The 13,094-nt window shown below is 40.0% G+C and carries 11 protein-coding genes; 6 read left to right on the plus strand and 5 right to left on the minus strand.

Annotated elements, in window-relative coordinates; genetic code table 11:
• Positions 1-483 (plus strand): signal peptidase II, encoded by a 483-nt coding sequence (gene lspA / locus ACP2AF_RS17005; protein WP_425237343.1) that lies wholly within the window; start codon positions 1-3, stop codon positions 481-483.
• Entirely contained in the window at positions 483-1,178 is a 696-nt protein-coding gene (locus tag ACP2AF_RS17010) for an RluA family pseudouridine synthase (protein ID WP_425237344.1), read from the plus strand. Before lspA ends, ACP2AF_RS17010 begins: the two co-directional genes overlap by 1 nt.
• Before the next feature lie 64 nt (positions 1,179-1,242).
• Here ACP2AF_RS17010 and ACP2AF_RS17015 read toward each other — a convergent pair whose 3' ends face one another.
• Positions 1,243-2,106 (minus strand): DMT family transporter, encoded by an 864-nt coding sequence (locus ACP2AF_RS17015; protein ID WP_425237345.1) that lies wholly within the window; start codon positions 2,104-2,106, stop codon positions 1,243-1,245.
• Positions 2,107-2,109: 3 nt separating this feature from the next.
• Positions 2,110-3,654, minus strand: a complete 1,545-nt coding sequence (locus tag ACP2AF_RS17020) for a hypothetical protein (protein ID WP_425237346.1) — start codon at positions 3,652-3,654, stop codon at positions 2,110-2,112.
• A 147-nt stretch (positions 3,655-3,801) separates the two neighbouring features.
• Between ACP2AF_RS17020 and ACP2AF_RS17025 the strand changes: the two genes are divergently transcribed.
• The 3 genes from ACP2AF_RS17025 to pheT all read left to right on the plus strand — a co-directional run bounded on the left by ACP2AF_RS17025 (position 3,802) and on the right by pheT (position 8,674).
• Positions 3,802-4,974 (plus strand): 2-isopropylmalate synthase, encoded by a 1,173-nt coding sequence (locus ACP2AF_RS17025; RefSeq protein WP_425237347.1) that lies wholly within the window; start codon positions 3,802-3,804, stop codon positions 4,972-4,974.
• Positions 4,975-6,093, plus strand: coding sequence for a 3-isopropylmalate dehydrogenase (gene leuB, locus ACP2AF_RS17030; protein WP_425237348.1), 1,119 nt, complete (start codon positions 4,975-4,977; stop codon positions 6,091-6,093).
• A gap of 172 nt (positions 6,094-6,265) precedes the next feature.
• The gene (pheT, locus tag ACP2AF_RS17035; protein ID WP_425237349.1) at positions 6,266-8,674 is read left to right on the plus strand and encodes a phenylalanine--tRNA ligase subunit beta; all 2,409 of its coding nucleotides are present in this window, start codon (positions 6,266-6,268) and stop codon (positions 8,672-8,674) included.
• A 3-nt stretch (positions 8,675-8,677) separates the two neighbouring features.
• Here pheT and ACP2AF_RS17040 read toward each other — a convergent pair whose 3' ends face one another.
• The gene (locus ACP2AF_RS17040) at positions 8,678-9,247 is read right to left on the minus strand and encodes a fasciclin domain-containing protein (RefSeq protein ID WP_425237350.1); all 570 of its coding nucleotides are present in this window, start codon (positions 9,245-9,247) and stop codon (positions 8,678-8,680) included.
• A gap of 203 nt (positions 9,248-9,450) precedes the next feature.
• On the opposite strand from ACP2AF_RS17040, the gene ACP2AF_RS17045 reads away from it, so the two are divergent.
• On the plus strand, positions 9,451-10,170 hold the full coding sequence (locus ACP2AF_RS17045; protein ID WP_425237351.1) for a hypothetical protein: 720 nt from the start codon (positions 9,451-9,453) through the stop codon (positions 10,168-10,170).
• 65 nt (positions 10,171-10,235) lie between these two features.
• On the opposite strand, the gene ACP2AF_RS17050 is transcribed toward ACP2AF_RS17045, so the two are convergent.
• Positions 10,236-11,381, minus strand: a complete 1,146-nt coding sequence (locus ACP2AF_RS17050; protein WP_425237352.1) for a hypothetical protein — start codon at positions 11,379-11,381, stop codon at positions 10,236-10,238.
• Positions 11,382-11,407: 26 nt separating this feature from the next.
• Positions 11,408-13,036 carry an ABC-F family ATP-binding cassette domain-containing protein gene (locus ACP2AF_RS17055; protein WP_425237353.1) on the minus strand — a complete coding sequence of 543 codons (1,629 nt, stop codon included), beginning with the start codon at positions 13,034-13,036 and terminating at the stop codon, positions 11,408-11,410.
• Between the last annotated feature and the right edge of the window lie 58 nt (positions 13,037-13,094).

A 13,094-nucleotide genomic window follows, 5' to 3' on the forward strand; every position in this document is an offset into this window, starting at 1 on the left:
ATGTACAAAAAAATCGGAATATTGGTTTTGGTATTGTTGAATATTGGTTGTGATCAACTTTCAAAGGATATTGTCCGGAAAAATGTTGCTCCCATGGATTATATTCAGGTCGTTAGGGAAAATCTTATCCTAACCAATGTGGAAAACACCGGGGCCATGTTAGGATTTGGTCAAAACCTATCCCCTATTCCAAAACTTATATTTCTTCAAATTCTTCCCGTATCGGTTTTGCTCATTTTGTTGTTTCGCGTCCTTCAAAAATCAAATTTGAACAAGTGGCTTATCATTGCATTTGCCTTTGTCATAGGTGGGGGCATTGGTAATCTGATAGATCGTATCATCCATGGTTCCGTGACCGATTTTTTTCAAATTAAAATTGGAATACTGCGAACGGGGATTTTTAATATGGCGGACGTGTCGGTCACCATTGGGGTTTTGCTTATTCTTTTTCTTTCTATCGGCAATAAAAAAATAGCTGTATAGTGTCCGAAAAAATTCTTTCCACTCCACAAAACCTTCAGGTACTCTATGAGGACAATCACATCATTGTAATCAATAAAAAACCTGGGGATATTGTTCAGGGTGATAAAACAGGAGATATACCGTTAAGCGAAATAGTAAAGCTTTACATTAAAAAAAAATATAGGAAGCCCGGTAATGTTTATCTAGGGGTAGCCCATAGGTTGGATAGGCCAACTTCGGGTATCGTGGTCTTTGCAAGAACTTCTAAAGCTTTGTCCAGACTGAACAAAATCTTTGCAGAAAAAAAAGCGAAAAAGACCTATTGGGCCATCGTTAAAAACCGACCAAAGAAGAAAGAGGGTGTTTTAACCCATTGGCTAAAACGCAACCCAAAACAGAACAAATCATACGCTCACAAGTACGAAATTAAAGATAGTAAAAAGGCAATTTTGGAGTACAAAACCATCCAAGAACTAAATAATTACTATCTCTTGGAAATCGATTTGAAAACGGGGCGACATCACCAAATTCGAGCGCAACTGGCGGCCATCGAAAGTCCCATAAAAGGAGATTTAAAATATGGTTTTGATCGAAGCAACCCCAATGGCAGCATACATCTCCATGCTAGGCTGCTTTCCTTTATCCATCCCGTAAGTAAGGAAAAAGTAGTATTCCTTGCACCTCCACCTTCAGATTCTATTTGGAATGCTTGCTGATATTTCTTCTTAGTATTATGCACACTCCAATCAAAATCATGGCCCTAGAGCGAATGGACGGACCTCACCGATATGAACGTATACTTTCTATGATCACCGAAGCCAAAATCATTATTCCCCCCAATACTGTAGTCCAAGTAGGGATCTCGGAAAGGAATAAGGCCCCAATGATAATTCCATAAACCGGTTGAATACAACTTAGTATACTTACGGTAGTGATTGAAAAATGTTTGAACGTATTAATAAACATGGTATGCCCTAAAGCAGTGGTAATAACAATTAAGCCAACCAGTCCTTGCCATTGGTCCTGTACCGCTGAGAGGTCGTACATAAAATATACCGGAAATAACAAAACGGTAATAATGACCAATTGATAGGTCATTAAAACAGATCCATTGTACCTGTCTACTTTGGTTTTTAAAATAAGGTTGCGAACGGCATAGCAGAATGCAGAGAATACCCCAAAACCAATGGCAATGGTATGGCCATTATCGAAACTAAAATTGGGCACCAAAAAATAAATCCCGAAAAGTACCAAAACAGCCAATAACAGATGTACGGGCTGAAATTTGGTCTTTAAAAAAAAAGGTTCCAAAAAAGCGGTAATCACTGGATAGGTAAATAAGGATAACATACCAATGGCCACGTTGGAAAGTTGTAATGCCTTAAAATAAGAGAGCCAGTGGATACACATCAAAAAACCACTTAAAAAGATAGGGAAAACATCCCGTTGCCGCAGTCGAAATGATATGCCGCGCCATTTACAATAGACAACTAATAGGAGAAAGGCCAAAGCGGCCCGTAATTCAATGGTTAATGGAACAGGTAGGTCTATAAACTTCCCAAACGGACCGGAAGTTCCCAATAACAACATTGATATATTTATCTCAATAAAATTACGGGTACTGATGGTAGTTTTTGAATCCAAATGCTAACGTGTAAGTTTCATGGCTTTTTCACGGATAATTTCCGCTACGGGCTTGTTCTGTAAATGGCTTTCTAGCCAAGAAATAATGTCCAAATACAAAAATGCTCTTTTCTCATAGGGATGATCTTCATATTTTTTTAATTGGGCATGTAACTTTTGAAATTCGCCTCGAAGTTCATGGGGATAGATATTTCCTAGGTTCCTCAAAAATTTGATCATTTCCTTTTGAACGGCATGTAGATCGTTCATCTTCAACAAAAACTTATAGGTGCTTTTCAGTTGCACTTCCAAATGGTAATCCATTCCGGCCTCGTAATGCGCCACCAAACTCAATACCCGGGCAAAACACATTAAATCCTCCCTCATTTTTAAACTCTTGTTGTTGATAATCTTCTTTAAATATTGGATACACATTTTATTGTCGCCAACACCGAAATAGAGACAGGCAATCTTATAATATAAAATCATGATATGGTGGGCATCTATACGCTGTTTGTGCTTGTTAATACCGTATTCTATTATCTTTACCAGATACAATCCTTTTTCAAAAGTACCTTCCAAAAAATGTAGATTCAGTTTATTGGCATTGAGATACAAAAATGCTAAAGATGAAATATTATCATTTTTTGGAAAATCATTGGTTTTTACTATTTCTTCCAGTTTTTCAAGTGTTTGTTTAAATTGAGAACTGTATTTAACATAAAACAAAGATTCTAACAAGTAGTGATTCCCCTTTAAAAAAAAGACGGGATTTAGGTTGATCATATCGGGGCGTTCATAGAAGAGGTCTACCCATTTGCTAGCATATTTATAGGAGGACAAGAAATCCTGAACCAAAAAACTGTACCACAAGTGCGCCTTGTACAACCATAACTTTTCCCGAAACCCCAAATCCTCCAAGTTGTATTTAGGCAATTGCCGCTCAAAATATCGCTTTACCCTAGTATAGTCCTCGTCGCTACGTACATAGCCTAACTTCAACATCAATCCATAAAGTTGTAAGGATAGATTGCTCAGCTTGCTGGTCATTACATTTTGTGCCGATAGTTCTTTGGCCTGTACGGCCAATTCATCCGCCCTATCCGGAATACTCCGGGTGATATACTGAGTCTCGATTATTTTTTCCAACTCAACAATCTCGTAAGCAATATTCTTTTCCTCATTTTCAATGGCCGTGGTCTTGGCCTTATCCAAAATTTTGAGGCTTTGTTTGTACAGTCCTTTTTGGTAAAGTATGGTGGCAAAATCCAACTGTTCCCGAATTTGGACCCGAACATTTTGGTTAACCGGATTCAATCGTAAACTCACTAAAATTTGTCGATACAAGTGCGCTTTTAAATTGGACAACTGCGCCTTTTTTACAATACCACTGGCCAAAATGGTTCTTTCATCATAGGCCCTGATTTTATCCAAAAGATTAAAAAGTGCCAAAAACTTGGCGTCCGTATTCACTCCCAGCCGACCTACATATAACTTGAATTGCCTTTTCTCGGATTTTGAAAGCGATTTCACCAGTACGAACAATGCATCTTTATGCTCACTTGTCATCGTAAAAAAAAGTGTTTAAATAATTGTTAATCAGATTTTTAAAAAACCGAAAAAGTGGATAAACGTTGTAAATGTTATTCTAAATTTTAGGTCGTTTGTCCTATTGGTCATATATTCGTATAGGCTAGTTAAAACTAAGTAAAGATAATGAGTAAAGATAAAGTACAAATTTTTGATACCACACTTCGAGATGGCGAACAGGTACCCGGTTGTAAATTGGATACCGAACAGAAACTCGTTATAGCGGAACGGTTAGATCAACTTGGTGTGGATATTATCGAAGCGGGCTTTCCTATATCAAGCCCAGGGGACTTTAGCTCTGTTACTCAAATTGCCCAAGTAGTGAAAAATGCCACCGTGTGCGGACTTACCAGAGCAGTGAAAAAGGATATAGAAGTGGCTGCAGAGGCCTTAAAACCGGCAAAGACACCAAGAATACACACAGGAATAGGCACTTCCGACTCCCATATAAAACATAAATTCAATTCCAATAGGGATGCCATAATTGAAAGGGCGGTTCAGGCGGTAAGTTATGCCAAGACCTTTGTTGAGGATGTTGAATTTTATGCTGAGGATGCAGGGAGAACGGAGAATGAGTTTTTAGCAAAGGTCTGTGAAGCCGTGGTCAAGGCCGGGGCCACTGTTTTGAATATCCCTGATACCACCGGCTATTGTTTGCCCGAAGAGTACGGTGCAAAAATGAAGTACCTAAAAGAAAATGTAAAAGGCATTCATAAAGCGACGCTCTCTTGCCACTGCCATAATGATCTAGGGTTGGCTACGGCCAATTCCATATCCGGGGTAATTAACGGTGCACGTCAGATAGAATGTACGATAAACGGCATTGGAGAACGTGCAGGGAATACCTCTTTGGAAGAAGTAGTGATGATTCTTAGACAACATCCCTACCTTGGTCTGGATACCAATATCAATAGCCGACTACTTTACGATACCAGTCAAATGGTTTCCCAAAAGATGGGAATGATGGTACAGCCCAACAAGGCCATTGTTGGTGCCAATGCCTTTGCGCATAGCTCTGGAATACACCAAGATGGAGTTATCAAAAACCGTGAGACTTATGAGATAATAGATCCCGAAGATGTAGGGGTCACGGAATCTTCTATAGTCCTTACGGCAAGAAGTGGAAGGGCCGCTTTGGCGTATCGCGCAAAAAAAGTGGGTTATGAACTTACCAAGACCCAACTGGATGGCGTATACGACGAATTTCTAAAATTCGCAGACCGGAAAAAAGAGGTTCTTGATGAGGATATTCATGAAATTATTGAAGCCAGCAATCTAAACACCGAAAGTCTTACATAAATGCGATTGAAAATCGCCCTTTTGGGAGGGGATGGGATAGGCCCCGAAGTATTGGCCCAAGCCGTGAAATGCCTTAACGCTGTGCATGAAACTTTTGGCCATGATTTCCTTTTTACAAGTGCTTTGATGGGGGCCGTAGCTATTGAAAAGACCGGAAAACCTCTTCCAGAAAACACTTTAGAACTCTGTACAAAATCGGATGCCGTACTGTTCGGCGCTATTGGGACACCTCATTTTGATAATGATCCTAAAGCCAAGGTCCGTCCCGAACAAGGCCTTTTAAATCTTAGAAAAACTTTGGGGCTTTTTGCCAATATAAGGCCTGTAAAAGCTTTCCCGGCAATGCTAAAACAATCACCATTAAAGAAGGAAATTGTTAAGGGCGCTGACCTGGTCATCTATCGGGAACTTACCGGGGGAATTTATTTTGGAAAAAAACAGCTAAGCCAAAATGGCACTTTTGCTTCGGATATTTGTGAATATTCCGAGTCGGAAATAAGTCGTATCGCCCATATGGCATTCAAAGCAGCAAAAAAACGTAAAAGGAAATTAACCTTGGTGGATAAGGCCAATGTTCTGGAAACATCACGTTTATGGAGAAGGGTAGTAACCGAGATTTCGGAAAGCTATCCTGAAATAGAAATGGATTGTATGTATGTGGACAACGCGGCGGTACAGATTATGCTAAATCCCAAATTGTTCGATGTAATCCTAACGGATAATATGTTCGGAGATATGCTTTCGGACCTGGGGAGCGTAATTATCGGTTCTGTTGGTTTGCTTCCGTCAGCGTCAATTGGTGAAAGTAATGCGATGTTCGAACCCATACATGGTTCCTATCCACAAGCAAAGGGCAAAAATATTGCAAACCCCGTTGCCTCGATCCTAAGTACGGCAATGCTTTTGCAGCATTTTGGTTTGTTCGAGGAATCCAATGCAGTGGTGGCCGCAGTCCTTAAATCTTTACAAAAGAATATTGTTACCCCGGATATCATGGGAAGTAGTAAATACGGCACCGACTATGTTGGCGATTTTATTGCGGAAAACATAGTTGACCAAGATCAAGATTTCAACATGAATGATGAAAACATAGGTTTGGGCAAATCCACCATTATCTAAATCGCATTCTAAGTTTTAATTTCTTATCAATCCCCTTGGTTTTGTTGGAACATAAAATTAACGAACCGCGTATTGTGTTACTGTCCTCCCACATGGAATAGAACAATTCACTTGAATCTATATTGAATGTCTTAGTGCATTGTTTTATCTTTACGCGCTCTAACGCCAACTGATGAATATCTCTTACAACTGGTTGAAACAATTCCTCAAATTAGATTGGACACCAAAACAGACCGCCGAACTTTTAACCGACCTAGGCCTCGAAGTGGAAGGCATTGCTTCTTTTGAGTCTGTAAAAGGTAGCTTAAAGGGCTTTGTTGTTGGCCATGTACTTAGCTGTGAAAAGCATCCCAATGCGGACAGACTCAAAATGACGACAGTGGATATTGGGCTCGAACAGCCTCTACAAATAGTCTGTGGAGCGCCAAATGTGGCAAAAGGGCAAAATGTTCCGGTGGCTACCATAGGTACCACACTTTATACGGAAGATGGTGATTCCTGGACTATTAAAAAGGGTAAAATACGTGGAGAGGAAAGTCAGGGTATGATATGTGCAGAAGATGAGCTAGGGCTTGGCGACAATCATGACGGTATTTTGGTACTTAGTAGTAGTTTGAAACCCGGAACCCCTTGTTCCGAAGTTTTTGAAATAGAAAATGATGAGGTCTTTGAAATAGGGTTGACCCCTAACCGTGCGGATGCTATGAGCCATTATGGAGTGGCCAGGGATTTAAAAGCTGGTCTTACTGAAAGGGAGATACAATTGGAGTTGATTACACCCCCGGTAAGTCACTTTAATGTGGACAGCCGATCGCTTAAAATAGACATAGCCGTAGAAAATCCGGAGCTGGCGCCACGTTACTGTGGCATTACGCTAAGTAATCTCATCGTACAGTCCTCCCCAACTTGGTTACAGAACAGATTGAGGGCTATAGGTCTTAAGCCTATAAATAACATAGTGGATGCCACCAACTATGTACTACATGAGTTGGGACAGCCACTACATGCCTTTGATGCCAATCGAATCCATGGTAAAAAAGTTATTGTTAAGACCTTACCTAAGGGTACAAAGTTTACAACTTTGGATGGGGAAGAAAGGGAATTGCATGAAGAGGATTTGATGATATGCGATATGGAAAAACCCATGTGCATCGCCGGAGTTTTTGGAGGAATTTATTCAGGTGTCACAGAGGACACTACATCGATTTTTTTGGAAAGTGCTTATTTTGATCCGGTCTCTATTAGAAAATCGGCAAAAAGACATGGTTTAAATACGGATGCTTCCTTTCGTTTTGAACGTGGAATCGACATTGAAAATGTGGAATACGCCTTAAAACGTGCAGCCATCCTCATTAAGGAATTGGCTGGAGGTGAAATTACATCCGATGTCATAGATCTTTACCCCAAGAAAAAAGAAGATTACCAGGTTTTCTTAGCTTTCGACAAAATCAATGGTCTTATTGGGCAGGAAATCCCGAAGGACTCCATAAAATCCATTCTAGCTTCTCTGGAAATCAAGGTCATGAATGTGACCGAAACAGGATTGGGTGTAGTGATACCTTCATATCGCGTAGACGTACAGCGCGAAGTTGATGTTATTGAGGAAATCTTGAGGATATATGGCTATAACAATATAGCCTTTGGAAAAAAGTTGAATGCATCCATCGCCCCAACCTCAAAATTTGAAGATTATAAAATTCAGAATACTATTGGGGACTTATTGGCCTCTCAAGGTTTTTTTGAGATACTTACCAATAGCCTTAGTTCTCCGGAGTATGAAACGACCAAGGAGACGGTGGCCCTGTTAAACCCATTAAGTTCTGATCTATCCGTTCTACGAAAAAATATGGTCTACAACGGATTGGAGGTGATATCCCACAATCTGAACAGAAAAAGACAAGACCTGAAACTCTTTGAATTCGGGAAAACGTATTATAAAAAGGGAGAGTCCTATAACGAACCTAAACATTTGTCTTTGTTCATAACAGGAAATAGGAATCAAGATAACTGGATTACATCTGCCAAAAAAACAGATTTCTTTTATCTGAAATCTATCGTGGAAAATGTTTTGGCACGGCTTAAAATCCAGGGGCTGATTTCCACCCCGTCGGAAAATGATTTTATTTCGGAGGGTGTATCCCTAAAAAGGCAGGAAAAGGAAGTTGCGGTTTTAGGAATTCTTAAGACATCCGTTCTAAAACCATTTGATATAAAGCAGGAAGTTCTTTATGCGGATTTCAATTGGGACAATGTCCTATCATTTGTAAAAAAAGGGAGGATAAGTCATCAGGAAGTTCCTAAGTATCCTGAGGTAAAGCGAGATTTCGCCTTGTTATTGGATAAAAAAGTGACTTTTGACCAAATTTATCAGCTGGGGCTAAAAACGGAAAAAAGATTAATTAAAAATATAACGCTCTTTGATGTTTATACAGGCAAAAAACTACCTGATGGTAAAAAATCGTATGCAGTCAGTTTTATGTTACAAGATGAAAAAGGCACGTTAACGGATAAGCAAATAGATAAAATTATGGCCAAGTTACAGCATACCTATGAGACCGAGCTTGGTGCCGAGCTCCGTTGACCATTACATTTGGTGCGGTACGATAACACTGTCTATTTCATGAATAACACCATTGCATTGGTTGGCATCCGCGGTTGTAATCTTTGCAGAATTGCCGAAGTCGTCCGTTAGCACAATATCAATTCCTTCCATCGTCACCACTACCTCCTTACCCTGCACCGTGGTAAATGTAGCGCGCCCGTTGCCCCTGCACATTGCCCTAAGAATTTGAGAGGTTGTAAATTTTCCGGCAATGATATGATACGTAAGTAGGGCTTTCAAATCTTCCTTGTTCTCAGAATCCAAAAGATGGAGGGCTTTTCTTAATGAAAACTCCTCAAAAGCTTTATCTGAGGGTGCAAATACCGTAAAGGGACCATCGTAGCCCAAGGTTTCCTCCAAATCAGTCGCTTTGATCACCGCGGAAAGTGTCCTATGGTTTTTAGAGTTTTGGGTATTCTTGATTATGGACTTTTCGGGATCCATTTTGGAAAGTAGTACCGCAGAATTCGTAGAAGTAGGATTTCCTTGTGCCAAAGAAATTAAAGGAAAAAGCAGGAAAAAGAGTGATATGGAGGAAATTAAATATTTCATAGGTCAAGGAATTTTGGGGCAATCATGTAACGTATTGGGAAAACATACGGTTTCGTCTACAATATATCAAAATCACAAGGTTTTTCCGTTCATAAAAACCATACTCCCTATAAATTAACATAATTTTAACAAATCGATTTTCTCATGCAAAATTTTTCAAATAGGAAATGTTTAAATTTGAGACAATTGCTAAAAGAAAAAGAATGTTATTAAAAAGAACCAACATCGAGGAACGGCTTGGCAGAACCCTAAAAAATGCCACGGATTCCCAAAAAATCTTAGACGAGGTCTTTCGGATACTCGAGAGGGACCAACAAAGTACGGAGCGGATACAGCTAAGCTTATCCGGTGGTAAATCAAATATTATCAATCACTTCGATTTCGATTTGCTGGATACCCGTAAAATTTACCACCTAGCGCAAATAAAGCAGATTTGTATCGATTACCGCTTGCGTTTTCTGGACTCTAAGTATTTCAAGGGCGAAATCCCCAATGAAGCGGTTGCCAAGATCAAAAAATTGGAAAAGGAGCACGGAATTGAAATTACAGGGTACAAAATCATTGCCCCTTCCAAGCTTTTTAAATTGGCGGACAAGGACGACCCCCTGCTTTTGGTGCCCATAGGAAACAACTACTTTTACTTGATCCATAAATGGGGAAACGATCTTCACCCCTTTAGAAAGGCCCTTATGTGGCCATTTAAAAGTATTTTAAATCTTACTGCCATTATTTTTGTTGCCAGTTATTTGGTAACCCTCTTGGTTCCCAATGGATTGTTTTCAAAGTCTAGTTCTAGTGCCGAATTTTGGATTATCTACTTTTTCATGTTCAAGTCCATTGCAGCCGTTGTAATTTTTTACGGTTTCGCCTTAGGGAAGAACTTCAATCCGGCTATATGGAACAGTAAGTATTTTAATGCCTAATTTTTGTTGAAGGAAGTACTAAAAATGCCCCTGTACAGGGGCATTTTCTTTTATATCTTAAGACTCTATTCTACGAATATCTGGATAGGTATACCGTCCAGGTCCAAATTATCAATAAATTCCGGATTGGGTAAAGGTTTAACCCTTAGAAGGCCGCCTTTACTATCGCCCGAGGATTTCTCATATCCAATCAAAATTAACTCATTCTCCTCATCATAACTTACCATGGAGGTACTTTCTATTTCAAATTCCACATTACGCTGTGCTTCCGTCAAGAAATTTTCGAAGGCGTAAAGTACCGCCAGATTTTCATTAAAATCGTAAACTGCCGGAATTAAAGGGTAAATGCTATTAGATCCTGGTAGCATTTGGTAGTACATTTTGCCAGTTTTGTCAAAATAATCAAAATCGGATGCCGTGAAATTGGGTTCTGTATTTTCCCCATACTGGGTATATTCAAATGACATAGTTGCACTATCCAATGTAGTATGCAATTCGTCATAACTTATAATGATATCCTTTTCCGGGGTTTTAAAAATACGGCGAACATCAAAACCCAAATCCATTTCATGTATCAACAAATTGGTACTTGTGTCCATGACGGATAGGCTATATTCATCGGTTATCTCCTCATCTAGGGTAAGTATAAACAACCGGTTGTTCGCAATAACCATTTGTACCGGTTTTTTGTCTAGCTCAACATCAATGAATTCGGATTCCTCGGAATTCAAATCCCAAAGCCTAACGAAATAGGTGGTTGCCTTTGAAGTGACCTCTAATTGGTAGGCCACAAAAAAAGTGTCTTCCGAACGGGCAATGGCATTGGCCGTAAGGTTGCAATCCCCTAAGTCCGAGAATACTTCCATTTCCTGTGATAGATCTTCTTTGAAATCATAGGCCATAATTCTACCACTGCAAGGAGTTTTTTTCTGGTATAGCCCCATTAAAACTCCATCTGTATAGGTTAGTTGCGGAAATGTAATATCTGGAAAAGGGCTTTCCGAAGGGTTTAGCGTTATCTCCTCGGCCTCCGCATTCAATAAAGAACTTGTAAGCATTCCTTCTTTTTTAAGAAGTAGGGTGTAGTCCGCTTTTGTCTCAGGAGGATTGGGAGAGTTATCCCCATCCAAAGTTCCTCCGTCTTCTGATTTGCTGCAGCCAAAAACGACCCAGCATGCCAATAGCATGTAAAAAATTTTGTAGGTCTTCATGATGTAGGAATTTGGGATGAACAAAACTATACCGGAATCGCGTACATTTTTTCTCGCTGCTCCCGTATCGTCTTGTCAGACATATATTCATCAAACGTTAAATATCTATCAATGTTGCCTTTAGGAGTCAATTCTATAACCCTATTGGCCACTGTTTGGGCAAATTCATGGTCATGGGTAGTAAAAATGACCGTTCCCTTAAAATTTTTGAGGGAGTTATTGAACGTAGTAATGCTTTCCAAGTCCAAATGATTGGTAGGTTCGTCCAAAAGTAGAACGTTGGCTCTGAGCATCATCATCCTACTTAGCATACACCTTACTTTTTCGCCTCCAGAGAGCACCGTGCTTTTTTTTAGGGCCTCTTCCCCACTGAATAACATTTTTCCTAAAAATCCCCGGATATACACTTCTTCCCGCTCCTCTTCGGTCTTGGCCCATTGTCGTAACCAATCCACCAAATTGATGTCTTCTTGGAAGTATTCCGAATTATCCGCCGGAAGGTAGGATTGTGTAGTAGTAATCCCCCATTGATATGTGCCATGTTGGGCCTTTCTATTTCCGTTCAGGATTTCGTAAAACGCAGTGGTAGCCCTGGAGTCCCTTGAAATTAGTGCCACTTTATCTTGTTTGTCCAAGTTGATATTAACTTTCTCAAAAAGTATTTCACCATCCTCGGAAGAGGCCGCCAAATTGTTAATATTCACTATCTGGTCACCCGCCTCACGTTCCCTTTCAAAAATAATGGCGGGGTACCTTCTACTAGAGGGTTTTATATCTTCTACCTTTAGCTTTGAAAGCATTTTCTTTCGGGAAGTAGCCTGCTTGCTCTTGGCTACATTGGCACTAAACCGCGCAATGAACTCCTGTAGCTCCTTGGCCTTTTCCTCCGCTTTTTTATTTTGTTGCGCTCGTTGGCGAGCGGCCAATTGGCTACTTTCATACCAAAAGGTGTAATTCCCAGAATACAAGTTTATTTTACCAAAATCTATATCTGCAATATGGGTACAAACTGCATCCAAAAAATGACGGTCATGGGATACCACGATGACTGTATTCTCGTAATCTGCCAAAAAGTTTTCCAGCCATTGTATGGTATCGTAGTCCAGATCATTGGTAGGTTCGTCCATAATCAATACATCAGGGTTACCAAAGAGGGCCTGTGCTAAAAGGACGCGCACCTTTAATTTAGAATCTATTTCGGCCATTGTGGTGTAATGCAATTCTTCGGAGATTCCCAGATTGGACAACAAGGCGGCCGCATCGCTATCCGCGTTCCATCCATTCATTTCTTCAAATTGAACCTGTAGTTCCCCAATTTTATCCGCATTTTCATCCGTATAGTTGGCATATAGGGCATCTATTTCCTGTTTTATGGCAAAAAGGGGCCTATTTCCCATAACTACAGCTTCCAAAACGGTATGTACATCATAGGAATTATGATTTTGCTCCAAAATGGACATACGCTTGCCCGGTTCCAATTGTACATGTCCGGATGTGGGCTCGCTTTGATTTGAGAGTATTCTAAGAAATGTGGATTTTCCAGCACCGTTGGCCCCAATGATCCCGTAGCAGTTTCCCTGCGTAAAGGCCACATTCACCTCATCGAACAATACTCTTTTTCCAAACTGCACCGATAAATTTGATACGGATAACATAAGCTGCTTTTAAAAATTTTGTGCAAAAATAAAGAAATTAATGGGTCTGGGACCCATC

Origin of the sequence: Ulvibacterium sp. (assembly GCF_965248315.1) — a bacterium.
GTDB lineage: Bacteria > Bacteroidota > Bacteroidia > Flavobacteriales > Flavobacteriaceae > Ulvibacterium.

What these genes read in the sequence shown, in the direction of transcription:
- lspA (WP_425237343.1), top strand. Translation starts at nt 1, where the DNA reads ATGTACAAAAAAATCGGAATATTGGTTTTGGTATTGTTGAATATTGGT.
- ACP2AF_RS17020 (WP_425237346.1), bottom strand. Translation starts at nt 3,654, where the DNA reads ATGACAAGTGAGCATAAAGATGCATTGTTCGTACTGGTGAAATCGCTT.
- ACP2AF_RS17025 (WP_425237347.1), top strand. Translation starts at nt 3,802, where the DNA reads ATGAGTAAAGATAAAGTACAAATTTTTGATACCACACTTCGAGATGGC.
- leuB (WP_425237348.1), top strand. Translation starts at nt 4,975, where the DNA reads ATGCGATTGAAAATCGCCCTTTTGGGAGGGGATGGGATAGGCCCCGAA.
- pheT (WP_425237349.1), top strand. Translation starts at nt 6,266, where the DNA reads ATGAATATCTCTTACAACTGGTTGAAACAATTCCTCAAATTAGATTGG.
- ACP2AF_RS17040 (WP_425237350.1), bottom strand. Translation starts at nt 9,247, where the DNA reads ATGAAATATTTAATTTCCTCCATATCACTCTTTTTCCTGCTTTTTCCT.
- ACP2AF_RS17045 (WP_425237351.1), top strand. Translation starts at nt 9,451, where the DNA reads ATGTTATTAAAAAGAACCAACATCGAGGAACGGCTTGGCAGAACCCTA.
- ACP2AF_RS17050 (WP_425237352.1), bottom strand. Translation starts at nt 11,381, where the DNA reads ATGAAGACCTACAAAATTTTTTACATGCTATTGGCATGCTGGGTCGTT.
- ACP2AF_RS17055 (WP_425237353.1), bottom strand. Translation starts at nt 13,036, where the DNA reads ATGTTATCCGTATCAAATTTATCGGTGCAGTTTGGAAAAAGAGTATTG.